Consider the following 25,585-nt stretch of genomic DNA (forward strand, 5'->3'; position numbering starts at 1 on the left):
GCGCCGGCGCTACGGGCCGCACGGACCCTGCGAGCCTTCTAGCACAATTTGGTCCAGGGGACTGTGAAGGGAGCCGGCCGAGCAGCCGGCGTGGTTACCCGCCGTGGTTACTTCCCTTGGACGCTGGGCAGGCTGAAGCATGGTGAATTGTCGCAGTCTCATCCGTTTGGAGGAAGCCGCGGCCGGGGACGCCGATGTAAGGGGATGGCCTTGGCAAGGGAGGGCTGGGAGTCCAGCGCTTTGGTCCTGCAATCATCGATTAAAGAGCTGCCGCAGCACGTCGTTCATCGGCTGGCTGTCCTGCTGCGCCGCCGGCGGGTCCTCCAGGCCGGAGGGCGCTGGCGAGGCTTGCGGCATCAATGTGGATGGCGCTGCAGGCAGGCTGCGGCTGCGGCCGGTGGCAGTGCCTGTGCCGGTGGCAGTCCCAGTGCCGTTTCCCGCGCCACCGGAAAGTCCCTGCTGGATCAGATTGCCGATCGCCTCGCCCAAGGGGCCGCCGAGCGGGTTGTTCTGTCCGGGCTGCTGGGTTTGCGGATTGGCATTGCCGGCCGCATTGCCGCCACCCGGCGCGGTGGCTCCCCCGAGGCCAAGGCTTCCCAGAATATTGCCGAGCCCGGCCCCATCAGCGCCGAACAACCCCTTGCCCATCTCACGGAGCTTGGCATAGGCGGCGTCCGGATTGTCCAGCATGCCGGCCATGTCGGGATAGATCCGCGGCTGCGACCAGGTGCCCTGGATCATCACGGGGATGCCGAAGCCGACCGGCTCGGCGGAGCGGCCCTGGCCTTCGGTCGTCATCACCAGCTTCGGCTCGACGCGAAAGCCCATCATCTTGGTGTCGAGTGCGACCGTGCCGGCGCCGGTCACGCGGACCAGCGGTCCGGTCAAGTTGAGGTCGGTCGTCACCGCCTGGCCCTTGTCGATCCGAAACGACGCCGAGAGCTGCGACAAATCCGTGCTCTGCTCCCGACTGTTGTCCTGGTTTGCCTGCCAGCCGGACAGCGTGCCCGATGTCAGCGAGCGGATCATCTGTGCGACGTTGATGCCGCGAATGGCGCCGTCCTGGAAATTGACGAAGGCCGTGCCCTGCATGTTCGCCATCAGCGCGCGCTGGCTGGTGCCGGCGCTGCGCAGTGCGAGCTTGGCCTGCAGCTTGCCGTCGATCCGGTCGAATTCGGCGAGGCCCTGCAGCAGCGGCAGCGCGCGCACGCCGGCGAGGTCGGAATGCATGGCAAAGCTCGGCGCGCCGCTGGTCGCATCCAGGATCAATTCGCCCGAGACCTGGCCGCCATAGGCGCCGAGATTGGCGGTGCCGGCCTTCAGCACGCCGCCGGCGAGTTTTGCATCGACCGCCAGCGGCGCGAGCCGTGCCTCGCCGATCACCGCCTCATGCGCGGAGATCCTGATTTGCGCATCGACATAGTTGAGTCCGGAGACGTCGATCGGCGCATCGCTCCAGGGCTGCCCGGACGCGCCTTCCGGCGATTTCGCCAGCGGAATCGCGAGCCGCTGGAAGTCGAGATCGACCTTGACCAGAGGCTTGCTCGCGATATCGACCGAGGCCCAGCCGTTGAACGCGCCATCGCCGAGCGTGCCACTCACGCCGTTGATCATCACGACGTCACCGCTCAGCCGCATCTCGGCATGACCCGCGAGCCGGGACTTCAGTACGTCCGGCATGTCGATGGCGAAATCCACCGGAATGGTCGGCCGGTCGGCCGGCGGCGCCGGCGTGGTTGCCTTGATGTCGAATTTGGTCGGATGCTCGCCGACCCGTGCGGTGCCGGTGATATTGATCTTGCGATCACGGCCGACGATCGCATCGGCATTGATGGCGCTGATGCGGCTCTCGACGCGATCGCGCACGCGCGCGAATGCGATCTCGCCATCGGTGACCTTGATGCGGTCGATGGCGGCGCCGTCGGTATCGAGCGCGACCGGCTTCGACGTGCCGCCGGCATTCGGCAGGCGCTCGCGCAGCAGCGGCTGGTAGAGTACGGGATGGGTGACGACGAGTTCGCTGATCTTCGGGCGGCCCGACCAGACGCTCGAGAGCGACATGTCGGCCTGCACGCTGTCGATGGTCAGGCGCGCGATGCCGCTGCGGTCCTTGGGGTCGGCAAGCGTGAGGTCGTTGAGCGTCACGTTCAGCGTCGGCCACAGGCTGATTCTGGTGGTGCCATCGATCGACAGGCGATAGCCGGTCGCGCTCTCGACCCGCGAGGCAATCCTCGACGTCAGGAAGCCCGATGGGATCCCGACCACCAGCAGGAGTGCGATCACGATGACGATTGCGGCCACCGCCGCGCCGGCGAATTTCACGGCTCTCATGTCGACTTTCCAGCGGCGAGCGATCGGCGTCGAATCCGGCACATGACCGTCATTTCCACCCGTCCTTTGCGCCTGAGTTTATCCCGGGACGGGAAGCGGCTCCAAGCACGTAAAAATAGTCTGGGGGTGCTGCAAAGTTATGTGACTTATGGCACACTTCCCCGGCGCGGTTTTACGCGATCCTGATGTTGATGGTTCCAAGCGATTTGCCAACGAAATTCACAAGGACATTGAAATGAGCAAGCAGGCCGAATTTGCGGTCATCCTCAAGATGAATGCGATGTTCGCCGATCTCGGCGCAGACGAGCTCCAGCGGCTGGCGAATCTCTGCCACACTCAGCATCTGGGGAATGGCGAGGTGCTGTTCCAGAAGGGCGACGCGGGCGATGCGCTGTTCGGCGTGCGCCGAGGCCAGGTCCGCATCGAGACCGGCGCCTCCGACGGCAGCCGCCTCACGCTGAACTTCATGGGGCCCGGCGACCTGTTCGGCGAGGTTGCGGTGCTGGACGGCCAGAGCCGCACTGCGGACGCGACCGCGGGCGAAGCCAGCGAGCTGTTCGTGCTGCGGCGCGAAGACTTTCTCGCCTTCCTCGAACGCGAGCCGAAGGTCGGGATCAAGATCATCGCGCTGCTGTGCCAGCGCATCCGCTGGCAGAGCGAGCGCATGGAAGAGTCCATGCTCCAGCCGCTGCCGGTTCGCCTCGCGCGGCGCCTCTGCGCGCTCGCCGCCGATTTCGGCTCGGAGGTGCACATCTCTCAGGAGCAACTCGGTGTCTTCGTCGGCGCCGCCCGCGAGAGCGTCAACCGCCAGCTTCAGGCCTGGCGCAAGGAAGCGATCCTCGATCTCCAGCGCGGCCGCATCCTGCTGCGGAACATGACCAAGCTGACGGCGATCGCGCGCAACGAGTAGGGGCGTCAGGTCCGTGCCTCACGGCCATGCCAGATTCTCGTAATGAGAATATCGCCTGTCTCGGGAGCGATGACATATCGCAAGATGTAACCTGACGAGCCGAAGCGGATGATGATTTGGCGGATGACGGCATCCTCAGTCGGTTTGCCCAGCGCCGGCAATTCCGGCAGCCGATCGATTGCCTTCCAGATCGAGGCCAACGCGCGCTTCGCGGCGCCAGGATTAACAGTATCGAGGAATGTTCGCAGCCGCTCGATGTCTTCGACCGCGGCTGGCGAAAGGTGGATTATTTCACCTTGCGCGGCTGGGGACGGGGCAGCTCGTCTGCCGAATCCCAGCTTGCCACCCACGTTTTAACGGCGTCGAGTGGCACAGCTAGACCGGTGCGATTGAAATCATCGTAACGACTGCGGTCCTCTGCGAGGTCTGGACTAGAAACGTCGATCATTGAATCGAGCAATGCGACGGCCTCTGCGAGAACCGTTGCGACGTCCTTTCCTCGCTCGGACGCGATCTCCCGGAGACGGGCATCGGTGTCGGCGTCGATCTCAAGCGTTCGGCTTATGAGGTTCATTCCCGAAAGATAGCACTTCACTTACCGATGTCGAGCCCGAGATCTGGAGGCAATAGCTACTCCGCCGCAGGATGCACGATGTTCTTCGGCCGCGGCATTGCTTCGGCCGGCGCAGCCCCGTGATGACCGGCGCCCTCCGCATCTTCGCTGTGCACGACCAGCCGCTTGGCGAAGCGCCAGATCAGGGCGCCGAGATCGTCCATCACCATGAACATCGCGGGCACGAACACCAGCGACAGGATGGTCGAGAAGATTAGGCCGCCGATCACCGCGAGCGCCATCGGCGAGCGGAACTCGCCGCCCGCACCGACCGCGAGCGCGCTCGGCATCATGCCCGCGGCCATCGCGATCGTGGTCATCACGATCGGGCGTGCGCGTTTCATGCCTGCGTCGATCATGGCCTCTTCGCGCGGTGTGCCGGCGTGAATGGACTCGATGGCGAATTCCACCAGCATGATCGCATTCTTGGTGACGATGCCCATCAGCATCAGAATGCCGATCCACACCGGTGTCGTGAGCTGCTTGCCGGTGACCAGCAGGGCCGCGATCGCGCCGCCGATCGAGAGCGGCAGCGAGAATAGGATGGTGATCGGCTGCAGGAAGGTGCCGAACAACAGCACCAGCACGGCGTAGACCATCATCAGGCCCGCCGTGATCGCGGTGGCAAAGCCTTCGGACAGTTCGTTCAGGCTTTCGGCATCGCCGGAGGGTGAGACCTTCACGCCCTTCGGCCGGCTCTTCATGACCGGCAGGTCGTAGATCTTCTTGGTGGCGTCGCCGAGCGCGGCGGAGCCGACGAGGTCGGCCGCGACGGTCGCCTGTCGTTCGCGATCGTAGCGGTTGATGCTGGTCGGACCCTGGTCGAGCTTGACGTCGGCGATGACGGAGAGCGGCACGCCGCCCTTCTCGCCATGCTCGCCGAGCGGCACGCGCAACTGTTCGAGCGTCTTCAGATTGCCGCGCGCGGCATCCTCGAGCTGCACGCGGATCGGCACCAGACGGTCGCCGACGTCGAACTTGGCGAGCGCGGGGCCGACGTCGCCGATGGTGGCGACGCGGATGGTCTGCGACAGGCTTTCGGTCGAGACGCCGAGCCGTGCGGCGAGATCGGCGCGCGGTTCGACGCGCAGCTCGGGCCGCTCCAGCGTGGTTTCCGAGATCACGTTGGAGATGGTGGGAATCCGCTTCATCTGCGTCGCGAGCTCGCTGGCGACGTTGTTGACGATGTTGGCGTCTGCGCCGGTCACGACCAGCGAGATGGCGCGCAGGCCGTTCTCGTCGAGGAACCAGAAGCGGATGTCCGGAATGTTCTCCAGCTCCTGGCTGATCGAGAATTCGAGCTCGCGCTGGGTGATGTCGCGGCTGTCCTTGGGCGTGTAGTTGATGATCAAGGCGGCGCGCCGGACTTCCTGGGTCCCCGGTGGAACGCGGCCGCCGTCGACGAAGATGCTCTTGACCTCGGGCCGCTTGCGCAGGCGCGCGACGATGTCCTCGGTGACTTTTTCGGTGTAGGCGAGCTGGGTGCCCGGCGGCAGCTCGAGCGCCACCAGCGAGCGCGAGCTGTCCTGCGCCGGCAGGAAACCCTGCGGCAGCAGCGTAATGCTCCAGATCGAGGCGGCGAAGACGCCGAAGCCGGCTAGCACCGTGATGAAATAGTGCTTCACCGACCAGGCCACGAGCCTGTGATAGGACCGCAGCACGCGGCCGGGCGGCGGCTCTTGGTGATTGCCATGTTTGAGGAAGTAGGCGGCGAGCACCGGCGTGACGAAGCGCGCCGCGAGCAGCGAGAAGAATACCTGTACCGAGACGGTGATGCCGAACTGCTTGAAGAACTGTCCGGCGATGCCCGACATGAAGCTCGCGGGTGCGAAGATCGCGATGATCGTCAGCGAGATCGCGATCACCGCGAGGCCGATCTCGTCGGCGGCTTCCAGGGCGGCACGATAGGGCGACTTGCCCATGTTCATGTGCCTGACGATGTTCTCGATCTCGACGATGGCGTCGTCGACCAGAATACCCGTCGACAGCGTGATGGCGAGGAAGCTGACGAGGTTGAGCGAGAAGCCGAGCAGGTCCATCGCCCAGAATGCCGGGAAGATCGACAGCGGCAGCGAGATCGCGGCGATGATGGTGGCGCGCAGGTCGCGCAGGAACAACAGCACGATCACGACGGCGAGGATAGCGCCTTCGAACAGGGTCGAGATAGCCGCGTGGTAATTGCCGTTGGTATATTCGACCGAGGTGTCGATCACCTTCAGGTCGACGTCGGGATAGGTGGCCTTGAGCGTGTCGATGCGCTTCTGCACGGCCTCGGCGACCTTCACGTCGCTGGCACCCTTGGAGCGCTTGATGCCGAGCGCGACGATCGGCTCGCCGTTGAAGCGGGCGAAGGTGCGGCGGTCCGCGATGGTGTCGGTCACGGTGCCGAGATCGTCGAGCCGGACCTCGCCGCCGCCGAACAGCGGAATCATGGTGCCGGCAAGATCGCTCAACGTCTTGGCGCCGGCGAGGGTGCGGATCGCCTGGTCGTTCTTGCCGATCTCGGCGCGGCCGCCGGCGACGTCGACATTGGTGCCGCGCAGGCTCTGGCTGACATTGACGGCCGTCAGCCCCATCGACTGCAGGCGGTCGGGATCGAGCGAGACCAGGATCTCGCGCTCGACACCGCCGATGCGCTCGACCTGGGCAACGCCGCGCACGCCCTGCAGCGCGCGCTTGACCACGTCGTCGACGAAATAGGAGAGCTGCTCCGGCGTCTTGCCGGGCGAGATCGCGGCGTAGGTGACGATCGGCAGGCCGATGACGTCGACGCGCTGGATCAGCGGCTCGGTGACGTTCTGCGGCAGGTTGGAGCGCACGCGCGTCACCGCGTCCTTGACGTCGTTGAGCGCGCGGTCGGTGTTGGTTTCCAGAGCGAACTGGATCGTCGTCACCGACAGGCCGTCGGTGATCTGCGAGGTGATGTGCCTGACGCCTTCGACGCCGGAGACGGCGTCTTCAACCGTCTTGGTGACCTGGGATTCGAGCTCGGCGGGTGCCGCGCCGAACTGCGATACCGCGACCGAGATCACGGGAATGTCGGCCGAGGGTAGCCGCGTCACCGCGAGCTTGGTGAAGGACACCCAGCCGAGGATCAGGAGGATGATGGAAAAAACCACCGACGGCAGCGGATTGCGGATCGACCATGCCGAGATATTGAGAGCCATCAGCGTACCCGCGTGCGATCGAGTTCATCGGCGAACATGGTCTTGATCTGGTCGCCGTCATGCAGCGAAGAGCCGGCGTCGGCGACGACGATTTCGCCGACGTTGAGGCCTTCCAGAATTTCCGTCGCGCTGTCCGACGACAGCCCGACCCGTACCTTGCGCGTCTCGACAATGTTGCCTTTGACGACCTGCACGGTGAGATGGTCGATCGCGGTCTTGGGAACCGCGACGCCGCAGCTTCGCTTCGCGTCGATCGAGGCGCGAGCGAACACGCCGACTTTCAGCGAGGGATTGTTGGTGACGCTGATGCGCACGCGGCCGAGCTGGGTGGCGCGATCGATTTCGGGCGCGACCAGCCTGACCCGGCCGATCAGATCGGGCGCGTCGTCGCGGCTGATGCGAACGGTCGCGCCGGAGCTGAGCTTGGCCATGTGCACCGCCGGGACCTGCGCGTCCAGCTCGATCTCGTTGTTGACGGCGATACGGAACATCGGGCCGGCCTGCGGCGAGGCCGGCGCGCCGACGATGGTGCGGACCTCGGTGACGAGCCCCGGCGCAGAGGCTTTCAGCGAGACCGGTCCTTGCGGGCCGGGCCGCTGCGGCTGGCCCGGGATCTGGGGCGGTGCGGTCAGGCGCGCCAGCTCCTGATTGTCGGTGACGAGGGTGCCCTCGGTGACGAAGAGGTCGGTGACCCTGGATCCCTCCTGGTCGGCGACGACCACGGCTTCGCGGCGCGGCACGAAGAAGCCGGTCACCCGGACCAGGTCCGAGAAGCAGGCATTGGTCGACTTGGTCACGATGACCAGCGCCTCGCTCGGGGTTTCCTTGGGCTCGGCCCGGTGCCGGTGCTCGAACAGATAATAGCCGACGCCGAGCGCGACGACGAAGACCACCGTTCCGGCCGGCTTGAGATATTGGGAGAGGTTCATTGCCGGATCGTCCTGGCCTGGCTCACGGCCATCCGCGCGCGGCCCATGAAGAGCGTTTCCCTGAAATAAAGCAGCGTCCCGCAAGCCTGCGGGACGCGCGCTGGAAGCGAGACTTTACACCACATCACGACTTGTCACTTCAAAGGATTACGTCGTGCTCACTTCGATGCGGTGGTCTTGTTTTCCATGTTGACGACCTGCACGCGACGATTGACCTCCGCCATCGGCTGGGCCGGGTCCTTCAGCTTGCTCTTGCCGTAGCCGACGGTGACGAGGTCGGTCGCGGAGATGCTGTATTTGTCGACCAAATAGCGCTTGATCGAATCCGCGCGGCGCTCCGACAGATCCTGATTATAGCTCTCGCCGCCGGCGGCGTCAGTATGCCCGGCGACCACGAAGGTCGAGCCTTTCAGGTCGGGGCTGGTCAGCGCGCGGCCGAGCGCCTGGACCGAGGCAAGTGATTTGGCGCTGATATTGGCCGAGTTGTAGTCGAACGTGATTTCCAGATCGATGTTCGGCTTGTCCTTGGCCGCCGACGCGATTTCTTCGCGCTCGGTCGATGACAGCGACCGTGTCGAGCGGCCGCGCACGGACTGGATCAGCTTGGTCTCCGTCGCACTTGGTGCGGGATCGGCCTGCGGAGCGATCGAGAGGCCGCGGGTCAGCGGCTTCTTCGACGGCGGCGCCAGCGCGCGGACGATCTCGTCCTCGGTGACGTTCTTGCTGTTGCCGTCGTCGCCCGCGAATGCCAGCGGGATCGTCAGCGACAGCGCGGCGCCAACGGTGATGATGGACAGGATTGCGGTAAGTCCCTTTGCAGCCAATCTCATAGCCAGTCCCTCCTGCGCAGCCAGCTGGCGCGGTTCGAAAATCCTGCAGTAAGCCGCCCCGTAAAGGCGGGCGGTGACATCCGTTCAATTAGTCTTCGCCGGGCCGTCGCGGGTTCGAGGCACATCGGCCCCGGTTCAAAAAAATATCAACGCACTCCGTAGCTTGCGAATTCCTGAACAATGTTCGGGTCCATTGCCTTGGCATTGGCGATGTCGAGTGCACCTTCCTGGGCCGAGCCGTTGCGCTGCTTGGCGATCCCGCGTCCGAACAGCGAGGAGGTCAGGCGCGGATTGATCCTCAGGGCAGCCTCGAAATCGGCGATGGCGTTCTTCACCGCCCCCGATTTCAGATTGACGAGCCCCCGGCTGTCCAGCGCGTCGACGAAGTTCGGTCGCAGCCGCAGGGCCTCGTTGCAATCCTTCAGCGCGCCCTGGAGGTCGCCGACCACGGTGCGGGTCCAGCAGCGATTGTTCAGGGCCTCGACGTCCTTCGGGTTGATCCGGAGCGTCTCGTCAAAATCCTTGATGGCCAGGCTGTAGGCGCCCTTGCTGGCATAGACCTGGCCGCGCCGGTAAAGCGCGTTCACGTCGTCCGGATTGGCCGCGATCTTGGCGGTCAGCCCCTTGATCGTGGGGTCCTCGGCCAGCACGGCCGCACTCGGCCCGCTCTCCATGCTCGGAGCGGTGACGGGATCGGCCGGAATGACAGGCGGTGGCGGCGGCGGTGCCGGCGGCAAGGCAGCCTCGACCTGCGGCTTCGGTGACGGAGCCGGTGCTGCCACTGTGTCGGCCGGTTTCGGCGGCACAGGTGGTGGCGCGGGCGGAGCCGGCGGCGGGTTGTTGGCGACGACCGGCGGCGGCGCGGGAGGCGCAGGTGGTGGCGTCGTTGTCGGGCGCGAGCCGCCGGCCCCCGGAATGAACGAGAAATCCTCGGCCAGTGACGACGAGATCCACGGCACCTGCTCGCCCCTGGAGGCACGGGTGACGCCCATCTTGGTGCGGTTCAGCGTCTCCTCGGCCATCAGGTCGGGGACGCGGATTTCCTTGAGGAGTTCCTGGACGAACAGGCTGTGCTCGCCGCCGGCGTCCGAGACCACCGAGGCCAGCGCCGCCGAATACATCACCAGGGTGCCGTTCGGCGCGATGACGGGGGTGAGGCCAGCCGAGAAGCTGCGGAACCGGCGCTCGAAGGGGTTGCGCCTGGAGGCATCGACCAGCGCGATCTTGACGCCGGCGCCGCGGGTGTTGAGCTCGCCGAGCACGGTTTCGAGGCTGATGCCGTCGCGCCGCACGTCGGATTCGGTCCAGATCTGCGCATCGATCGGCAGCAAATAGCTCTGCCGCGCCGACTGGATGCCGAAGCCGCTGAAGAACACCAGTGCCACCGAGCCCGGCTTGATCTTGCCGTACAGCTTGTCGAAGGCACGGCGCATGCCGTCGCCGGTCAGGTTCTCACCGGTCTCGACGGAAAAGCCGTCGCGCTTGAGCTCGTCGGCGACATCGCGCGCGTCGTTGAGCGGTTCCTTCAGGGGAGCGTCGGCGTCCGGATATTTGGCATTGCCGATGACCAGCGCAAAGCGATCGCCGGCCGCAAGTGACGGAGCGGTCGGGATGAGCGACACGAGCAAGGACAGAACGAAAAGCAGGCGAATTTTCATAATTAGCGCGATCCAGCCAAAAAGGCGCCGTTTCCAGCTTGCGCCGCGGCGACCTTAACTTACGCAATGTGCATTATCAAACCGGGGGAGGGGGGCGTCAACCGCTTGCGGATTCGGCGCTATCGCGACAATTGACCGCGACGCATGGGCTTGTTGCGGGGGGAATAAACGGGCGGTCACGATTGCACGCGATGCATTCTGGTTGTCATTGCGGCTGCACGCTAGGGCAGCCGTGGCGACAACAATGTGATTGGTCTCACATTGCGGACGGGCCTCCTTCGCAACCTCAGGTGTTTGACCTTTGCGGTGGACGATGGCTTGTTGCGGTCGATCGCCCCTGAAGGTGCGTCCACAAAAAGAGCAAGATCAAAACCATGGGAAACGCCTACGAAATCTACGCCCTGCGCTATGCGACGATGTCGCCGCGCACGCCCCACATGAACTTCCTCGCGCCCGACCCGCATGACAGCGCGGCGCAGGATCTCGACTATTTCGTCTGGCTGATCCGCGGCAACGGCCGCGACATCCTGGTCGATACCGGCTTCAATGCCGAGGAAGCGTCGACGCGGGCCCGCAAGCTGACACTCAACCCGGTCGATGCGCTGGAGCGCTTTGGTGTCGCGGCAGCGAGCATTCGCGACATCATCGTGACGCATCTGCATTACGACCACGCCGGCAATCTCGACCGCTTCCCGAACGCGCGCTTCCATCTCCAGGAGCGCGAGATGGCCTACGCGACGGGGCGCTGCATGTGCAACGGACTGCTGCGACATCCGTTCTCGGTCGAGCACGTCACCCAGATGGTCCGCCATGTCTATGGCGAGCGCGTCAATTTCTATTCCGGCGACGGCGAGGTCGCGCCCGGCGTCACCGTGCACCGCGTCGGCGGCCATTCGGACGGCCTGCAGGTGGTCAAGGTCGAGACTGCACGCGGGCCCGTCGTGCTTGCGTCCGACGCCGCGCATTATTACGCCAATCTCCAGCGCCGCAGCCCGTTCCCGATCGTCTACAATGTCGGCGACATGGCGGTTGGCTGGGAGACGATCGAGCGTCTCGCTGGCCATCCGGACCGGTTCATTCCCGGCCACGATCCGATCGTGACGGAGATCTATCCGCGCGCCAGCGACCAGGGCGACGTCTGGGCGCTGCATTTGCCGCCATCGCGATCGTTTGTGAAGTGATCAATACGCCTGCTTGGCGTCGGCCTCTTCACTGGTCTGGATCAGGTCGAGGCTCTGTTCGATCTTGCCGAGCAGTGTCGATAGCTGTTTGCGCTCCTGCGCGGAGAGGCAGGCGAGGATCTCTTCTTCCCGCCGCAGCAATTGCGGAAACAGCTCCTCGTAGAGCGTGCGGCCTTTCCTCGTCAGTCGCAGGCGGAATTCGCGACGGTCGGCTTCGTTCTCGACGCGCTCGATCAAGGCCTGTTGCAGCAACATGGTCACCGCGCGGCTGATGGTGGATTTGTGCGTGCGGGTGCATTGCGCGACGTACTGCGCGCTGCAGGCATCGTTGCGGAAGCCGAGCGTCGCGATCACACGCCAGGCCGGGATGTCGAGGCCGTGACGTTCCTGATATTCGACCGAAAGCGCGGCGCTGACCTCCGCCGCGAGCCGGTTGAGGCGGAACGGCACGAACCTGAACAGGTCCAGCCGCGTTTTTGGCCGCGCTGAGGCCTCATCGGCCTCGCGTGTCTTCAGCGCGATGTCGCTGGATGTCCTCGCCAAGGAGAGCGCTCCGAATTCCAGTTGACGGCCGGCCGGCTCCGGTCCAAAATAGTTGCATGTGAGACTATTAGCAGATCAGGCCTCTCCTGACCAGAGCCGAGGTTAGCGCATGGCGAAGGCCAATACGCATCAGGCCAAAACCCAGTTCGGCTATCGCCGCCACCCCGATCAGGATCGTCCCGGCCAGAGCGCGGCCGAGCATCCCGTGGTGATCGTCGGTGCGGGCCCGGTCGGGCTGTCGCTGGCGATTGACCTTGCCCAGCGCGGCCAGCGCATCGTCCTTCTGGATGATGCCGACCGCATCGGAGAGGGCTCGCGCGCGATCTGCTTCTCGAAACGTTCGCTGGAATATTGGGACCGGCTCGGCGTCGGCGACCGCATGGTCGAGAAGGGCGTGGTCTGGAGCGTCGGCCGCATCTTCCACGGCGAGCAGCAGCTCTACCAGTTCAATCTGCTGCCGGACGACGGTCACAAGCGGCCGGCCTTCATCAATCTCCAGCAATATTACGCCGAAGCCTATCTGGTCGACCGCATCAGCGAGCTGCCCGAGATCAACCTGCGCTGGCGCAACAAGGTGACGGCGCTGGAGAGCCGCAACGATTCCGTCGCGCTGACGATCGAGACGCCGGAGGGCGCCTATCGCCTGCGCGCGCAATATGTCGTCGCCTGCGACGGCGCGCGCTCGTCGCTGCGGCAGATGGTGGGCGCCGACTTTGCGGGACAGGTGTTCGAGGACCAGTTCCTGATCGCCGACGTCAAGATGACCGCGGAATTCCCAACCGAGCGCTGGTTCTGGTTCGATCCGCCGTTTCATGCGGGGCGTTCGGCGTTGTTGCACCGACAGCCCGATGATGTCTGGCGCATCGACCTCCAGCTCAATCGCTATGCCGACCCCATCGTCGAGAAGAAGCCGGAGAACGTGCGGCCGCGGATTGCGCGCATGCTCGGCCACGACAAGTTCGAGTTCGAGTGGATCTCGCTCTACAAATTCCAGTGTCGGCGGATGGACCGCTTCGTCCACGGCCGCGTGATTTTTGCAGGCGATTCCGCACACCAAGTCTCGCCGTTCGGCGCGCGCGGCGCCAATTCGGGACTCGAGGACGCCGAGAATCTCTCGTGGAAGCTCGACCGCGTGCTGCGCGGCGCCTCACCCGCGAGCCTGCTCGAGAGCTATCATGTCGAGCGCAGTCTGGCGGCCGACGAGAACATCCGCGAGTCCACCCGCTCGACCGATTTCATGGCGCCGAACTCGCATCAGGAGGCGCGACTGCGCAAGGCGGTGCTGTCGCTGGCCAAGGAAACGGAATTCGGCAAGCGCATGGTCAATGGCGGGCGGCTCTCGGTCCCGTGCAGCTATGACTCGCCACTGTCATCGCCGGATGCGGACGCCTGGCGCGGTGGACCGCTCCCGGGTTGTTCGATGCTCGATGCTCCCGTTGCGACACGCGCGGGCGAGCAAGCCTATTTGACGGATGCATTCCGGCAGGGCGGAACGGAGTTCACGTTGTTGTCGTTCAGCAATGGCACGGCGATTGAGGCGCCCGTTGGTGTGAAGGACATCTGCATCGGCGGCAAGGACGGGCTCGCAGATCCGGCGGGGCTCACCGCAAAGCGCTATGATGCGGAGCCAGGCTCAGCCTACCTACTCAGGCCGGACGGCTACGTTGCGGCGCGTTTCCGTCACCCCACGCGCGCTGGCGTCGCGGCAGCGCTGTCACGCGCCCAAGGCTTGAATTGAATTGAGGATTCGCATGCCGCTCTCGACCAGTTCCAATTTCGCGCGGCCCGACGACGCCTTTCGCGCCATCGTGGAGGCGCATCGTGGCTTCACCGACGAGCAAAGCGCCGATTTCGACGCGGCGCTGGTGCTGATCCTTGCCAACCATATCGGCGATATCGACGTGCTGCGGGAGGCGATCCTGCTCGCCAAGCGGCGCATGATCGATGGCCAGCAGCAACAGCAACAGCAACAACAATAATAACCCAGTGACTTGAAGGATGAACTGATGGCGAAGAACTTCGCATCCACCGGCGACCTCTCCGAGAAGAAGATCACCTTCTCCGAGATCGGCACCGATCTCTACGCCTTTACCGCGGAGGGCGATCCGAACACCGCAATCATCGTCGGCGACGACGGCTGCATGGTGTTCGACGCGCAGTCGACGCCGGCGATGGCCAACAAGGTGATTGAGCGCGTCCGTGCCGTCACCGACAAGCCGATCAAATATGTCGTGCTGTCGCATTATCACGCCGTGCGCGTGCTCGGCGCATCCGCCTACAAGGCGCAGGGCATCGTTGCTTCGCAGGAGACCTATCGCCTGATCGAGGAGCGTGGTCAGCAGGATTGGGATTCCGAATATGGCCGCTTCCCGCGCCTGTTTCAGGACGCATCGAGCATTCCCGGCCTGACCTGGCCGACGCTGACCTTTGAAGGCGAGATGTCGATCTATCTCGGCAAGCGCGAGGTGCGCCTGATGCAGCTTGGCGCCGGCCATACCTCCGGCGACATCGTCGCCTGGGTGCCCGATGCCGAGGTGATGTTCTCCGGTGACCTGATCGAATACCACTCGGCCTGCTATTGCGGCGACGCGCATTTGCGCGAATGGCCGCTGACGCTGAACGAAATCCGCAACTTCAATCCGAAGGCGATCGCCCCGGGCCGCGGCGATGCGCTCAAGGGTGTCGCCACAGTGCGCGAAGCCATCGCGATGACGCGCGACTTCGTCACCTCGCTCTACGGTGCCGCCGAAATCTCGGTGGCCAAGGGCTGTACGCTGAAGGAATCGATGGCGGCGACGCGCGAGGTCATGGATCCGAAATTTTCGAGCTTCGCCATCTACGAGCACTGTCTGCCGTTCAACGTGTCGCGCGCCTATGACGAGGCGTCGGGGATCGACGACCCCGTGATCTGGACCGACAAGCGCGACCAGGAGATGTGGGCGGCCCTGCAAGGAGGAGGATCATCATGAACATCAATACCTCGCCCGATCAGATCATTCGCAGCACGGCCCAGGTCACACCGGGCTACATGTCCGGGTTCGGCAACAGCTTCGAGACCGAAGCCCTGCCGGGCGCGCTGCCGATCGGACGCAACTCGCCGCAGCGCTGTGCCTACGGCCTCTATGCCGAGCAGCTCTCCGGCTCGCCCTTCACCGCGCCGCGCGGCAGCAATGAGCGCTCCTGGCTCTATCGCATTCGCCCGTCGGTGAAACATTCGGGCCGGTTCGAGAAGGCCGACGGCGGCCTGTGGCGTTCGGCACCGTGCCATGAAAACGATCTGCCGATCGCGCAATTGCGCTGGGATCCGGCGCCGATCCCAAAGGAGGACATGACTTTCCTTCAGGGCGTGCAGACCATGACCACCGCCGGTGACGTCAACACCCAGGCCGGCATGGCCGCCCATGTCTATCTCATCACCAAGTCGATGGTGGACCAGCACTTCTACAATGCCGACGGCGAGCTGATGTTCGTGCTGCAGCAGGGCAATCTTCGCATCGTCACCGAGTTCGGCCGGATCGATGCCGAGCCCGGCGAGATCGTGGTGATCCCCCGCGGCGTCAAGTTCCGGGTGGAGATTCCGAACGGACCTGCGCGCGGCTATCTCTGCGAAAACTACGGCGGCGCCTTTACCCTGCCGGAGCGCGGGCCGATCGGCGCCAACTGCCTCGCCAATGCCCGCGACTTCCTGACACCGCTCGCGCACTACGAGGACAAGGACACGCCGACAGAGCTGTTCGTGAAATGGGGCGGCGCTCTGTTCAAGACCACGCTGCCCCACTCGCCGATCGACGTCGTCGCCTGGCACGGTAATTACGCGCCGTACAAATATGATCTGCGCAGCTTCTCTCCCGTAGGCGCGATCGGCTTCGATCATCCCGATCCCTCGATCTTCACCGTGCTGACCTCGCCGTCGGAGACAGCAGGCACTGCGAACATCGACTTTGTGATCTTCCCCGAGCGCTGGATGGTCGCCGACAACACTTTCCGCCCGCCGTGGTATCACATGAACATCATGAGCGAGTTCATGGGCCTGATCTACGGCGTCTACGACGCCAAGCCGCAAGGTTTCGTGCCGGGCGGCATGAGCCTGCACAATTGCATGCTGCCGCACGGCCCCGATCGCGATGCCTTCGAGCACGCCAGCAACGGCGAGCTGAAGCCGGTCAAGCTGACCGGCACGATGGCCTTCATGTTCGAGACCCGCTATGCGCAGCGAGTCACCGCGCACGCCGCGAATTCCGCGACGTTGCAGGACGACTACGCGGATTGCTGGAAGGGCCTGGAAAAGAGGTTCGATCCGAGCAAGCCGTAGCGTTCTTCCCCTCTCCCCTTGTGGGAGAGGGTGGCTCGCCGCGTAACGGCGAGGCGGGTGAGGGGTCTGTCTCCGCGAACAAGCCTCTCTCATTCGGACACGCAGATACAACCCCTCATCCGGCGCTTCGCGCCACCTTCTCCCGCAAGGGGAGAAGGAAAAAGGACTGGCGAAAAGTGACAACCCACCCGAACGACCCCAGCCTCCGCTCCTTCATCGACGTCGATCCCGCCTCCGACTTCCCGATCCAGAACCTGCCTTACGGTGTGTTCTCGACCACGGCCAACCCGACGCCGCGCGTCGGCGCGGCGATCGGCGACTATGTGCTCGATCTCTGGGAACTCGAGCAGGATTCGCGGCTCGACGTCGGCCCGCTCGGCGTGTTCTCGACGCCGTCGCTCAATGCTTTCATGGCGCTGGGGCCAAAGGTCTGGGCCAAGACGCGGGCGCGGATCAGCGAGCTCCTGCGCGCCGATCATCCCGAGCTGCGCGACAATGAGGAGCTGCGCAAGCAAGCGCTGGTGCCGATGCGCGATGCGAAACTGCATCTGCCATTCGCGGTCTCCGGCTACACCGATTTCTATTCATCGAAGGAACACGCCACCAATGTCGGCGTCATGTTCCGTGGCAAGGACAATGCGCTGCAGCCGAACTGGCTGCATATGCCGATCGCCTATAACGGCCGTGCCTCGACCGTCGTGGTCTCGGGCACAAAGGTGAAGCGTCCGCGCGGGCAGCTCAAGCCGCCGAATGTGGAGGTGCCGAGCTTCGGCCCCTGCAAGCGGCTCGACTTCGAACTGGAGATGGGCGTCGTGGTCGGGCAGCCCTCGCCGATGGGCGGGATGCTTGGGGAGCAACAGGCCGAGGAGATGATCTTCGGCTTCGTGCTGCTCAACGACTGGAGCGCGCGCGATATCCAGCAATGGGAATATGTGCCGCTTGGGCCGTTCCTCGCCAAGGCGTTCGCGACCTCGATCAGCCCGTGGGTGGTGACGCGCGAGGCGCTGGAGCCGTTTCGCCTGAAGGGGCCGGAGCAGGAGCCGGTGCCGCTCGATTACCTCAAACAGGGCAAGCCGCAGAACTACGATCTCGAACTCGACGTCTCCTTGCGTGCCGCCGGAGCCAACGCGCCCGCCGCCATCAGCCGCACCAATTTCAAATACATGTACTGGTCCTCGGTGCAGCAGCTGATGCACCACGCCTCCTCCGGCTGCGCCATGAATGTCGGCGACCTCCTCGGCAGCGGCACCATTTCCGGCCCGGAGAAGAACCAGCGCGGCAGCCTGCTGGAGATCAGCTGGAACGGCACCGAGCCGGCCGAATTACCCGGCGGCATCAAGCGGTCGTTCCTTGAGGACGGCGACAGCCTCGTCATGCGCGGCTGGTGCCAGGGCAAGGGCTATCGCGTCGGTTTTGGTGAGGTCGAAGGGACGATTTTGGCGGCGGAGTAGGGCGCCGCCGCTTCCACAAACTCCGTCATTGCGAGCGTAGCGAAGCAATCCAGAATCTTTCCGCCGAGGCAGTCTGGATTGCTTCGTCGCAAGGGCTCCTCGCAATGACGTGGAGAGAGTTCATCGCCTTTCAGGCGGTACGTCCTTGACCCGCGCGCAATGCGCGGCGACATCCTCCAGGCTGTACTTCAGATGCACTCGCTTGTCCGACGGCGCCTGCTTCGTCGTGCACACGCCCGGTCGCCATTCCTGCGTTGGCCTGATCGGGCGCGGCGTAAGACCGCCGCCGCAGTTCGGGCAGACATTGGAGAGTTTCGTCTCCACGCAGTCCGCACAGAAGGTGCATTCATAGGAGCAGATCCGCGCATCGGTTGCATTCGGCGGCAGGTCGCGGTCGCAATATTCGCAGTTCGGTCGAAGCTGGAGGGCCATGGTTGAATCTCCGCAGATTGACCCGGATCATCGCAGACGGCGTGCGAAGCGCGAATGGCGTAGTTCCCTCGATTTCAGCCAGCCTTCAAATCCTTCAGCGGCAGCTTCGAGCTTTCCTTCAGCCTGTCGAGCACGATCGATGAGCGCACATGCGCGACACTCTGGTGTGGCATCAGAACGTCGTTGACGAGATTGGAGAGACCCTTCAGGTCGCGCAGCACGGCTTTCAGCACATAGTCGGCGTCGCCCGTGAGCGAATAGGCCTCCTGGATCTCGTCGATTCGATTGACCAGCGCACGGAAGCGTTTCGAGTTGTCCGGCGAGTGGGTCGCGAGCGTCACCTGGATGAAGGCGACCACGCCAAAGCCCAGTGCCTCGCTGGAGAGATCGGCGTGATAGCCCGATATCACCTTCTCCTCCTCCAGCCGCATCCGCCGGCGCGAGCATTGCGAGGCCGAGAGCCCCGCGAGGTCGGCGAGTTCCTGGTTGGTGAGGCGGCCATCATCCTGGAGCGCGCCGAGGATCTTGAGGTCGAAGGCGTCTACCGAAGTCATGCGCCATTTTCCCCTTCTATGCACAGATCGTGCGCAAGATAATGAAATTGCGCCTCATTTGCACGTTCATTGCGGGCCCCGTGAAGGATAATTCATCCCAGCAGCAATTTGGGAGAGCGCCATGGGTCCGTTTCCGCACGATGCACCGCCGGCCACGATCAGCGCCGACAATCCGATGGGCACCGACGGGTTCGAGTTCGTCGAATATGCGCATCCCGATCCGAAAGAGTTGCACGCGCTGTTCAAGCTGATGGGCTATGCGCCCGTCGCGCGTCACAGGACCAAGTCCATCACGGTCTATCGCCAGGGCGACATCAACTATCTCGTCAACGAGGAGCCCGGCACCCACGGCTTTGACTTCGTCGCCGCGCACGGCCCGTGCGCGCCGTCGATGGCGTTCCGCGTCGTCGATGCGAAGGCGGCCTATGGCCGCGCGATTTCGCTCGGCGCCGAACCTGCCGATGTGTCCTCCGCGCAGAAGACGCTCGATGTCCCCGCGATCAAGGGCATCGGCGGCAGCCTGCTCTACTTCGTCGATCGCTATGGCGCCAAGGGATCGGCCTATGACAGCGAGTTCGAATGGCTCGGTGCGCGCGATCCGCGTCCCGCTGGCGCCGGCCTGTTCTATCTCGATCACCTCACCCATAACGTCCACCGCGGCCGCATGGACGTCTGGACCGGCTTCTACGAGAAGCTCTTCAACTTCCGCCAGATCCGCTTCTTCGACATCGAGGGCCGCGCCTCCGGCCTGTTCTCGCGGGCGCTGACGAGCCCCGACGGCAAGATCCGGATTCCGATCAACGAGGATGCCGGCGATTCCGGCCAGATCGAGGAATATCTCAATATCTATCGCGGCGAAGGCATCCAGCACATCGCCTGCGGCTGCCGCGACATCTACCGCACCATCGAGGACTTGCGCCAAGCGGGCCTGCCCTTCATGCCGGCGCCGCCCGCGACCTATTTCGAGCGGATCGACGCGCGGTTGCCGAAGCATGGCGAGGACCTCGCGCGGCTGCAGAAAAACGGGATCCTGATCGACGGCGAAGGCGTGGTCGACGGCGGCCAGACCAAGGTGCTGCTGCAGATCTTCTCGGCCAATGCAATCGGCCCGATCTTCTTCGAGTTCATCCAGCGCAAGGGCGATGACGGCTTCGGCGAAGGTAACTTCAAGGCGCTATTCGAGTCGATCGAGGAGGATCAGATCCGGCGTGGGGTGTTGAAGGTGGATGCGGCGTAGGCGCGCTATTTAGGCACGCCGCGGCGTCAAACACAGCCGTCGTCCTGGCGAAAGCCAGGACCCATTACCCCAGGGAGCGGTTGTTGGGTTGACTGATAACTCCGAGTCTTCGTCAAACCACGTTTGGTGGCTATGGGTCCTGGCTTTCGCCAGGACGACGGCGGAGTGTGGTGCGGCAGCGGAGATCTTGCCGCTCCTAACGCTCCGCCCACGCCTTCGTCACCGCGCCGATCTCCGCCACTTCCGGCTCGCGCACCGCCGATGGCGTCCGCGAAAAGCGTGGCGCCGGTGCCGGCTGTTTCACGCCGTGGCGCTCGACGAAGACGTTGCGGGCGACCATGTGCGGATGCTCGGTCGCCTCCGACATGGTCAGCACCGGCGCAAAGCAGATGTCGGTGCCTTCCATGATCTTGCACCAGTCCTCGCGCGTCTTGCTCTTGAACACCGTCTTCAGTTTTTCCTTCAGCGCGGGCCATGCCTTGCGGTCCATCTGCGCGTCGAAATCGGCGTCGGTCAGGCCGGCGTGCTCGCGCAGCAGCGCGTAGAACTGCGGCTCGATCGAGCCGATCGAGACGAAATGGCCGCAGGCACATTCGTAGACGCCGTAGAAATGCGCGCCGCCGTCGAGGAAGTTCTCGTTACGGCCTTCGGTCCAGCGGCCGAGCGTGGTCATGTCGAAGAAGAACGACATCAGCGATGCCGCGCCGTCGCACATCGCGGAGTCGACGACCTGCCCCTTGCCTGACCGCGAGGCCTCCAGCAGCGCCGCGAGCACGCCGACAACGAGATAGAGCGCGCCGCCGCCGAAATCGCCGACCAAATTGAGCGGCGGCACCGGCGCTTCCTTCGTGCCGATCGCGGCGAGCGCGCCGGTGATGGAGATGTAGTTGATGTCGTGGCCGGCGGCATTGGCGAGCGGACCTTGCTGGCCCCAGCCGGTCATGCGGCCGTAGACCAGCTTTGGATTGCACGCGAGCACCACGTCAGGCCCGAGGCCGAGCCGCTCCATCACGCCGGGACGGAAACCCTCGACCAGTGCGTCGGCGTTCGCAAGCAGATCAAGCACCTCCGCGATCGCCGCCTTGTCCTTGAGATCGAGCTCAACCACCTTGCGGCCGCGGCCCGCGACCGACTTCATGTTCTTCCTGGCGCCGACCCGATCGAGCGTGACGACATCGGCACCCATGTCGGCCAGCAGCATGCAGGCGAACGGACCGGGCCCAATGCCGGCGAATTCGACGATGCGGAAGCCTGCAAGCGGGCCGGCGGCGCGAACGGAGGAAGTGGGGGCTGATTTGTCGAGCAATTTGTTGTTTCCTCGGGTCGCGGGCGGATGCCGATTGTTCGGCAATCGCCTCGGACATTCCTCTGTGGGCGAGTTAATTGGCTGATTAACTTTTCTCGCCTTCACGCCAGCGAGGCAAGCGGTTTTCATGTCGCGTGGCTAAAATAAAACGGCGCGCACCGAAGTGCGCGCCGCGGAAAATTTGTGTTGAGGCGCTAAGGCGCCACGATCAGCGAGCGGCAGCCACCGCGCGCTGCGCCATTACCTTGATCAGGTTGGCCCGGTACTCCGCCGTGCCGTGGATGTCGGCCAGCAGATTGCTCGCCGAAATGCTCACGCCGTCGATCGCCGAAGGTGACCAATTCGCCTTCAGCGCCGTTTCGATGGCCGGGACCCGCATCACGCCGCTTTGCGAGGCGCCGGTGGCGGCCACCCGAATCTCGCCGGACTTCGTCTGCGCGACGAACACGCCGGTCAGCGCGAAGCGAGACGCCGGGTGACGCATTTTTTCGTAGCCTGCCTTCGCCGGGACCGGGAACGACACGGCGGTGATGATTTCGCCGTCTTCCAGCGCCGTCGTGAACAGGCCCTGGAAGAAGTCGTCCGCCGCAATCGACCGCTTGTTGGTCTTCACGGTGGCGCCGAGCGCGAGCAGCGCGGCGGGATAATCCGCGGCGGGATCGTTGTTGGCGATCGAGCCGCCGATCGTGCCGCGATAGCGCACCGCGGGGTCGCCGAGCACCGAGGTCAGATAGGCGATTGCGGGAATCGCCTTCTTCACATCGGCATTCTGCATGATGTCGAAATAGGTCGTGCCGGCCTTGACGGTCAGGACGTCGCCCGAGAGTTCGACGCCCTGCAGCTCCTTGATCTTGCCGAGGTCGATGACGTCGGACGGACTGGCGAGGCGTTGCTTCATCACCGGCAGCAGCGTCTGCCCGCCGGCGAGGAATTTTGCTTCGCTGCTTTTGGAGAACAGGGAGACGGCTTCGTCAACCGAGGACGCGCGATGATAAACGGTCTGGTACATCTTCGTTCCTCCCTTAAGCCGCGTGGATCGTGCGCCACACCCTGTCGGGGGTTGCGGGCATTTCCAGATTGTTCTTGCCGATCGCGTCCGTGATCGCATTGATCACGGCCGCTGACGCCCCGATCGCGCCGGCCTCGCCGCAACCCTTGATGCCCAAGGGATTGCCCGGGCACAGCGTTGTGGTGTGGGAGAGATTGAACGAGGGAACGTCGTCGGCGCGCGGCATGGCGTAGTCCATGAACGAGGCCGTGACCGGCTGGCCGTTGGCGTCGTAGATCGCGTGCTCGAGCAACGCTTGTCCGATGCCTTGCACAAGACCGCCATGGACCTGGCCTTCGACGATCATCGGGTTGATCAGCCGGCCGAAATCGTCGGCGGCGACGAAGTTGACGAAAGAGGTCTTGCCGGTGCCGGGATCGACCTCGAGCTCGCAGATATACGTGCCGGCCGGGAAGGTGAAGTTGGTCGGGTCGTAGAAGGCGCTTTCCTTCAGGCCCGGCTCCATCCCGTCGGGCAGATTGTGCGCGGTGTAGGCCGCGAGCGCGACCATCGGGAAGGCGATCGCCTTGTCGGTCCCGGCCACCTTGAACTCGCCGTTCTCGATGACGATGTCGCCTTCCGAGGCTTCCAGCGCGTGCGCGGCGATCTTCTTGGCCTTGGATTCCATCTTCTCCATTGCCTTCAGGATCGCGGTGAGGCCGACGGCCGCCGAGCGCGAGCCGTAGGTGCCCATGCCGAACTGCACCTTGTCAGTGTCGCCATGGACGATCGAGACCTGGCTGATGGGAATGCCGAGGCGCTCCGCGACGAGCTGGCAGAACGTGGTCTCGTGACCCTGGCCGTGGCTGTGCGATCCCGTCAGGACCTCGATGGTGCCGACCGGATTGACGCGGACCTCGGCGGATTCCCAAAGGCCGACGCCGGCGCCCAGGCTGCCGACCGCCTTCGACGGCGCGATGCCGCAGGCCTCGATGTAGCAGGAGACGCCGATACCGCGCAGCTTGCCGTCGGCTTTCGCCTTGGCCTTGCGCCCGGCAAAGCCGGCATAGTCGATCGCCTTCATCGCGGCATCCAGCGAGGCGTTAAAGTCGCCGGTGTCATAGGCCATGATCACCGGCGTCTGGTGCGGGAACTGGGTGATGAAGTTGGTCCGGCGCAGCGTGGCCGGATCGACCTTCAATTGCCGCGCCGCCGTCTCCATCAGACGCTCGATCAGATAGCTCGCCTCGGGGCGGCCGGCGCCGCGGTAGGCATCGACCGGCGTGGTGTTGGTGTAGACCCCGACCACCTCGGCATGGATCGCCGGGATGTTGTACTGGCCCGACAGCAGCGTCGCGTAGAGATAGGTCGGCACCGACGACGAGAACAGCGACATGTAGGCGCCGAAATTGGCGTAGGTCTTCACCTTCAACCCGGTGATCTTGTTGTTGGCGTCGAACGCCATCTCGGCATGAGTGACGTGGTCGCGGCCATGTGCGTCCGTGAGGAAGGCTTCGGTGCGGTCGCCGGTCCATTTGACGGGACGGCCGACTTTCTTCGAGGCCCACAGCGCCACCATCTCTTCGGGATAGATGAAGATCTTCGAGCCGAAGCCGCCGCCGACGTCGGGGGCGATCACGCGCAGCTTGTGCTCGGGTGCGATGTTGTAGAACGCCGACAGCACCAGGCGGGCCACGTGCGGATTCTGCGACGTCGTGTAGAGCGTGAAATGCTCTTCCGCCGCATCGTAATTGGCAATCGCGGCACGCGGCTCCATTGCGTTCGGCGCGAGGCGGTTGTTGGTGACGTCGAGCTTCACCACGTTAGCGGCCTTGGCGAAGGCGGCATCGGCGGCGCCCTCGTCGCCGATCACCCAGTCATAAACCTGGTTGCCGGGAGCTTCGGGATGCAGCTGCGGCGCGCCGGACTTGATCGCGGCGTGGACGTCGGCGACCGCGGGCAGCTCTTCGTAGTTCACGACCACGGCTTCGGCCGCATCGCGTGCGAGATTTTTGGTCTCGGCGATCACGACTGCGACCGCCTGACCGACGAAGCGCACCGTCTCCGGCGCCATTGCCGGCCATGCGCCCATTTTCATCGGGCTGCCGTCCTTGGAGGTGATGGCCCAGCCGCAGATCAGGTTGCCGACCTTGTCGTCGACGATCTCCTGTCCCGTCAGCACCGCGACCACGCCCGGCATCTTCAGCGCGGCGGAGGAATCGATCCCCTTCACCTTGGCATGCGCGTGCGGGCTGCGGATGAAATGGGCATGGGTCATGCCCTGCAATTTGATGTCGTCGACGTAGCGGCCCTTGCCGGTAATGAAACGCTTGTCTTCCTTGCGCACGACGCGCGCGCCAATGCCTTCAACACCCATGTCTGGTCCTCCCGACCGGAATTTGACTTGACCGCGCTTTCCCTCGAAAGCGGCGGCAGTGGTTCTTATTTCGACGCGCGCCGTTTACTCGGCCGCCTGCGAGACCTTCATGCGTCCGGCCGCGTCCAGTACGGCTTTGACGATGTTGTGGTACCCGGTGCAGCGGCAAATATTGCCTTCGAGCTCGTGGCGGACGGTGGCCTCGTCGAGCTGGCCACCATAGCGGTGCACGATGTCGATGGCCGACATGATCATGCCCGGCGTACAATAGCCGCACTGCAGGCCGTGATTGTCGCGGAAGGCGGCCTGCATCGGGTGCAGCTCGTCGCCCTTGGCGATGCCTTCGATCGTGGTGATGCTGGCGCCATCGGCCTGGCCCGCGAGCATGGTGCAGGATTTGACGGCCTTGCCGTCCATATGGACGACGCAGGCGCCGCACTGGCTGGTGTCGCAGCCGACATGGGTTCCGGTGAGGTTGAGGTGGTCGCGCAGCAGCTGAACCAGCAGCGTACGGTCCTCGACGTCGACGGCAACAGCCTTGCCGTTCACCGTCAGTTTGACTGTAGACACGGTTGAATCCTCCCCGGGGTCGATTTTGATTGTTTCTAATTAGAGACAGCGACCCGGAACTTTGCAACTACGATTTTGGTCGCCCGCGTCATGGAAAAGTCATTGATCCGGAATGGCCAGCATTGGTGGGGGTGGCCGAGTCGACCGGATGGGGGCACGGCCCCGGGGCGCAGCTGGGATGCCAGCCTCCATATCC

Annotated in this window: 21 protein-coding genes; 8 read left to right on the forward strand and 13 right to left on the reverse strand. The window is 64.3% G+C overall.

The genetic code is table 11. The features are described 5' to 3' along the window. Window positions 1–252 precede the first annotated feature (252 nt). Window positions 253–2,331 (reverse strand): AsmA family protein, encoded by a 2,079-nt coding sequence (locus tag AC0L21_RS23610; RefSeq protein WP_473264177.1) that lies wholly within the window; start codon window positions 2,329–2,331, stop codon window positions 253–255. A gap of 235 nt (window positions 2,332–2,566) precedes the next feature. On the opposite strand from AC0L21_RS23610, the gene AC0L21_RS23615 reads away from it, so the two are divergent. Then, window positions 2,567–3,241, forward strand: a complete 675-nt coding sequence (locus tag AC0L21_RS23615; protein WP_007599026.1) for a Crp/Fnr family transcriptional regulator — start codon at window positions 2,567–2,569, stop codon at window positions 3,239–3,241. Between the two features lie 5 nt (window positions 3,242–3,246). On the opposite strand, the gene AC0L21_RS23620 is transcribed toward AC0L21_RS23615, so the two are convergent. The 5 genes from AC0L21_RS23620 to AC0L21_RS23640 all read right to left on the reverse strand — a co-directional run bounded on the left by AC0L21_RS23620 (window position 3,247) and on the right by AC0L21_RS23640 (window position 10,438). Continuing rightward, the gene (locus tag AC0L21_RS23620) at window positions 3,247–3,591 is read right to left on the reverse strand and encodes a type II toxin-antitoxin system RelE/ParE family toxin (RefSeq protein WP_473264178.1); all 345 of its coding nucleotides are present in this window, start codon (window positions 3,589–3,591) and stop codon (window positions 3,247–3,249) included. A gap of 280 nt (window positions 3,592–3,871) precedes the next feature. Further along, window positions 3,872–7,021, reverse strand: coding sequence for an efflux RND transporter permease subunit (locus AC0L21_RS23625; RefSeq protein ID WP_473264179.1), 3,150 nt, complete (start codon window positions 7,019–7,021; stop codon window positions 3,872–3,874). After that, on the reverse strand, window positions 7,021–7,950 hold the full coding sequence (locus AC0L21_RS23630; protein WP_027515083.1) for an RND family efflux transporter: 930 nt from the start codon (window positions 7,948–7,950) through the stop codon (window positions 7,021–7,023). Before AC0L21_RS23630 ends, AC0L21_RS23625 begins: the two co-directional genes overlap by 1 nt. A gap of 158 nt (window positions 7,951–8,108) precedes the next feature. After that, window positions 8,109–8,780, reverse strand: a complete 672-nt coding sequence (locus AC0L21_RS23635; protein WP_473264180.1) for an OmpA family protein — start codon at window positions 8,778–8,780, stop codon at window positions 8,109–8,111. Between the two features lie 146 nt (window positions 8,781–8,926). Further along, window positions 8,927–10,438, reverse strand: a complete 1,512-nt coding sequence (locus AC0L21_RS23640) for a caspase family protein (RefSeq protein ID WP_473264181.1) — start codon at window positions 10,436–10,438, stop codon at window positions 8,927–8,929. Between the two features lie 374 nt (window positions 10,439–10,812). Between AC0L21_RS23640 and AC0L21_RS23645 the strand changes: the two genes are divergently transcribed. Then, the gene (locus AC0L21_RS23645) at window positions 10,813–11,619 is read left to right on the forward strand and encodes an N-acyl homoserine lactonase family protein (RefSeq protein ID WP_473264182.1); all 807 of its coding nucleotides are present in this window, start codon (window positions 10,813–10,815) and stop codon (window positions 11,617–11,619) included. Here the strand turns inward: AC0L21_RS23645 and AC0L21_RS23650 are convergent, their stop codons facing one another. After that, the gene (locus AC0L21_RS23650) at window positions 11,620–12,162 is read right to left on the reverse strand and encodes a MarR family winged helix-turn-helix transcriptional regulator (RefSeq protein WP_473264183.1); all 543 of its coding nucleotides are present in this window, start codon (window positions 12,160–12,162) and stop codon (window positions 11,620–11,622) included. Between the two features lie 109 nt (window positions 12,163–12,271). Between AC0L21_RS23650 and AC0L21_RS23655 the strand changes: the two genes are divergently transcribed. The 5 genes from AC0L21_RS23655 (at window position 12,272) to fahA (ending at window position 17,925) form a co-directional block, all read left to right on the forward strand. Continuing rightward, window positions 12,272–13,900, forward strand: coding sequence for an FAD-dependent oxidoreductase (locus AC0L21_RS23655; protein WP_473264184.1), 1,629 nt, complete (start codon window positions 12,272–12,274; stop codon window positions 13,898–13,900). Between the two features lie 13 nt (window positions 13,901–13,913). Continuing rightward, window positions 13,914–14,141, forward strand: coding sequence for a DUF2783 domain-containing protein (locus AC0L21_RS23660; protein ID WP_247396352.1), 228 nt, complete (start codon window positions 13,914–13,916; stop codon window positions 14,139–14,141). A gap of 27 nt (window positions 14,142–14,168) precedes the next feature. Beyond that, window positions 14,169–15,131, forward strand: coding sequence for an MBL fold metallo-hydrolase (locus AC0L21_RS23665; RefSeq protein ID WP_473264185.1), 963 nt, complete (start codon window positions 14,169–14,171; stop codon window positions 15,129–15,131). Beyond that, window positions 15,128–16,474, forward strand: a complete 1,347-nt coding sequence (hmgA, locus tag AC0L21_RS23670) for a homogentisate 1,2-dioxygenase (protein ID WP_473264186.1) — start codon at window positions 15,128–15,130, stop codon at window positions 16,472–16,474. The genes AC0L21_RS23665 and hmgA overlap by 4 nt, the downstream gene beginning before the upstream one ends. A gap of 176 nt (window positions 16,475–16,650) precedes the next feature. Further along, entirely contained in the window at window positions 16,651–17,925 is a 1,275-nt protein-coding gene (gene fahA / locus AC0L21_RS23675; RefSeq protein ID WP_473264187.1) for a fumarylacetoacetase, read from the forward strand. A gap of 120 nt (window positions 17,926–18,045) precedes the next feature. On the opposite strand, the gene AC0L21_RS23680 is transcribed toward fahA, so the two are convergent. Both AC0L21_RS23680 and AC0L21_RS23685 read right to left on the reverse strand, forming a co-directional pair. Continuing rightward, the gene (locus tag AC0L21_RS23680; RefSeq protein WP_473264188.1) at window positions 18,046–18,357 is read right to left on the reverse strand and encodes a DUF1272 domain-containing protein; all 312 of its coding nucleotides are present in this window, start codon (window positions 18,355–18,357) and stop codon (window positions 18,046–18,048) included. 74 nt (window positions 18,358–18,431) lie between these two features. After that, window positions 18,432–18,911: an Lrp/AsnC family transcriptional regulator gene (locus AC0L21_RS23685; RefSeq protein WP_473264189.1), complete on the reverse strand. Its 480-nt coding sequence runs from the start codon at window positions 18,909–18,911 to the stop codon at window positions 18,432–18,434. Window positions 18,912–19,032: 121 nt separating this feature from the next. On the opposite strand from AC0L21_RS23685, the gene hppD reads away from it, so the two are divergent. Then, window positions 19,033–20,148, forward strand: a complete 1,116-nt coding sequence (hppD, locus tag AC0L21_RS23690) for a 4-hydroxyphenylpyruvate dioxygenase (protein ID WP_473264190.1) — start codon at window positions 19,033–19,035, stop codon at window positions 20,146–20,148. 196 nt (window positions 20,149–20,344) lie between these two features. Here the strand turns inward: hppD and AC0L21_RS23695 are convergent, their stop codons facing one another. The 4 genes from AC0L21_RS23695 to AC0L21_RS23710 all read right to left on the reverse strand — a co-directional run bounded on the left by AC0L21_RS23695 (window position 20,345) and on the right by AC0L21_RS23710 (window position 25,389). Then, window positions 20,345–21,454 (reverse strand): CaiB/BaiF CoA transferase family protein, encoded by a 1,110-nt coding sequence (locus AC0L21_RS23695; RefSeq protein WP_473264191.1) that lies wholly within the window; start codon window positions 21,452–21,454, stop codon window positions 20,345–20,347. A 208-nt stretch (window positions 21,455–21,662) separates the two neighbouring features. Beyond that, window positions 21,663–22,463, reverse strand: a complete 801-nt coding sequence (locus AC0L21_RS23700) for an FAD binding domain-containing protein (protein WP_473264193.1) — start codon at window positions 22,461–22,463, stop codon at window positions 21,663–21,665. A 13-nt stretch (window positions 22,464–22,476) separates the two neighbouring features. Next, on the reverse strand, window positions 22,477–24,819 hold the full coding sequence (locus AC0L21_RS23705) for a xanthine dehydrogenase family protein molybdopterin-binding subunit (protein WP_473264194.1): 2,343 nt from the start codon (window positions 24,817–24,819) through the stop codon (window positions 22,477–22,479). A gap of 84 nt (window positions 24,820–24,903) precedes the next feature. Beyond that, window positions 24,904–25,389, reverse strand: coding sequence for a (2Fe-2S)-binding protein (locus AC0L21_RS23710; protein ID WP_007599059.1), 486 nt, complete (start codon window positions 25,387–25,389; stop codon window positions 24,904–24,906). Window positions 25,390–25,585 lie beyond the last annotated feature (196 nt).

It is taken from the genome of Bradyrhizobium sp. WSM4873 (assembly GCF_055811355.1).

Bases quoted from the DNA above. Each gene is read 5' to 3' on its own strand.
- AC0L21_RS23610 (WP_473264177.1), bottom strand. From the start codon at position 2,331: ATGAGAGCCGTGAAATTCGCCGGCGCGGCGGTGGCCGCAATCGTCATC.
- AC0L21_RS23615 (WP_007599026.1), top strand. From the start codon at position 2,567: ATGAGCAAGCAGGCCGAATTTGCGGTCATCCTCAAGATGAATGCGATG.
- AC0L21_RS23625 (WP_473264179.1), bottom strand. From the start codon at position 7,021: ATGGCTCTCAATATCTCGGCATGGTCGATCCGCAATCCGCTGCCGTCG.
- AC0L21_RS23630 (WP_027515083.1), bottom strand. From the start codon at position 7,950: ATGAACCTCTCCCAATATCTCAAGCCGGCCGGAACGGTGGTCTTCGTC.
- AC0L21_RS23635 (WP_473264180.1), bottom strand. From the start codon at position 8,780: ATGAGATTGGCTGCAAAGGGACTTACCGCAATCCTGTCCATCATCACC.
- AC0L21_RS23640 (WP_473264181.1), bottom strand. From the start codon at position 10,438: ATGAAAATTCGCCTGCTTTTCGTTCTGTCCTTGCTCGTGTCGCTCATC.
- AC0L21_RS23645 (WP_473264182.1), top strand. From the start codon at position 10,813: ATGGGAAACGCCTACGAAATCTACGCCCTGCGCTATGCGACGATGTCG.
- AC0L21_RS23655 (WP_473264184.1), top strand. From the start codon at position 12,272: ATGGCGAAGGCCAATACGCATCAGGCCAAAACCCAGTTCGGCTATCGC.
- AC0L21_RS23660 (WP_247396352.1), top strand. From the start codon at position 13,914: ATGCCGCTCTCGACCAGTTCCAATTTCGCGCGGCCCGACGACGCCTTT.
- AC0L21_RS23665 (WP_473264185.1), top strand. From the start codon at position 14,169: ATGGCGAAGAACTTCGCATCCACCGGCGACCTCTCCGAGAAGAAGATC.
- hmgA (WP_473264186.1), top strand. From the start codon at position 15,128: ATGAACATCAATACCTCGCCCGATCAGATCATTCGCAGCACGGCCCAG.
- AC0L21_RS23680 (WP_473264188.1), bottom strand. From the start codon at position 18,357: ATGGCCCTCCAGCTTCGACCGAACTGCGAATATTGCGACCGCGACCTG.
- AC0L21_RS23685 (WP_473264189.1), bottom strand. From the start codon at position 18,911: ATGACTTCGGTAGACGCCTTCGACCTCAAGATCCTCGGCGCGCTCCAG.
- hppD (WP_473264190.1), top strand. From the start codon at position 19,033: ATGGGTCCGTTTCCGCACGATGCACCGCCGGCCACGATCAGCGCCGAC.
- AC0L21_RS23700 (WP_473264193.1), bottom strand. From the start codon at position 22,463: ATGTACCAGACCGTTTATCATCGCGCGTCCTCGGTTGACGAAGCCGTC.
- AC0L21_RS23705 (WP_473264194.1), bottom strand. From the start codon at position 24,819: ATGGGTGTTGAAGGCATTGGCGCGCGCGTCGTGCGCAAGGAAGACAAG.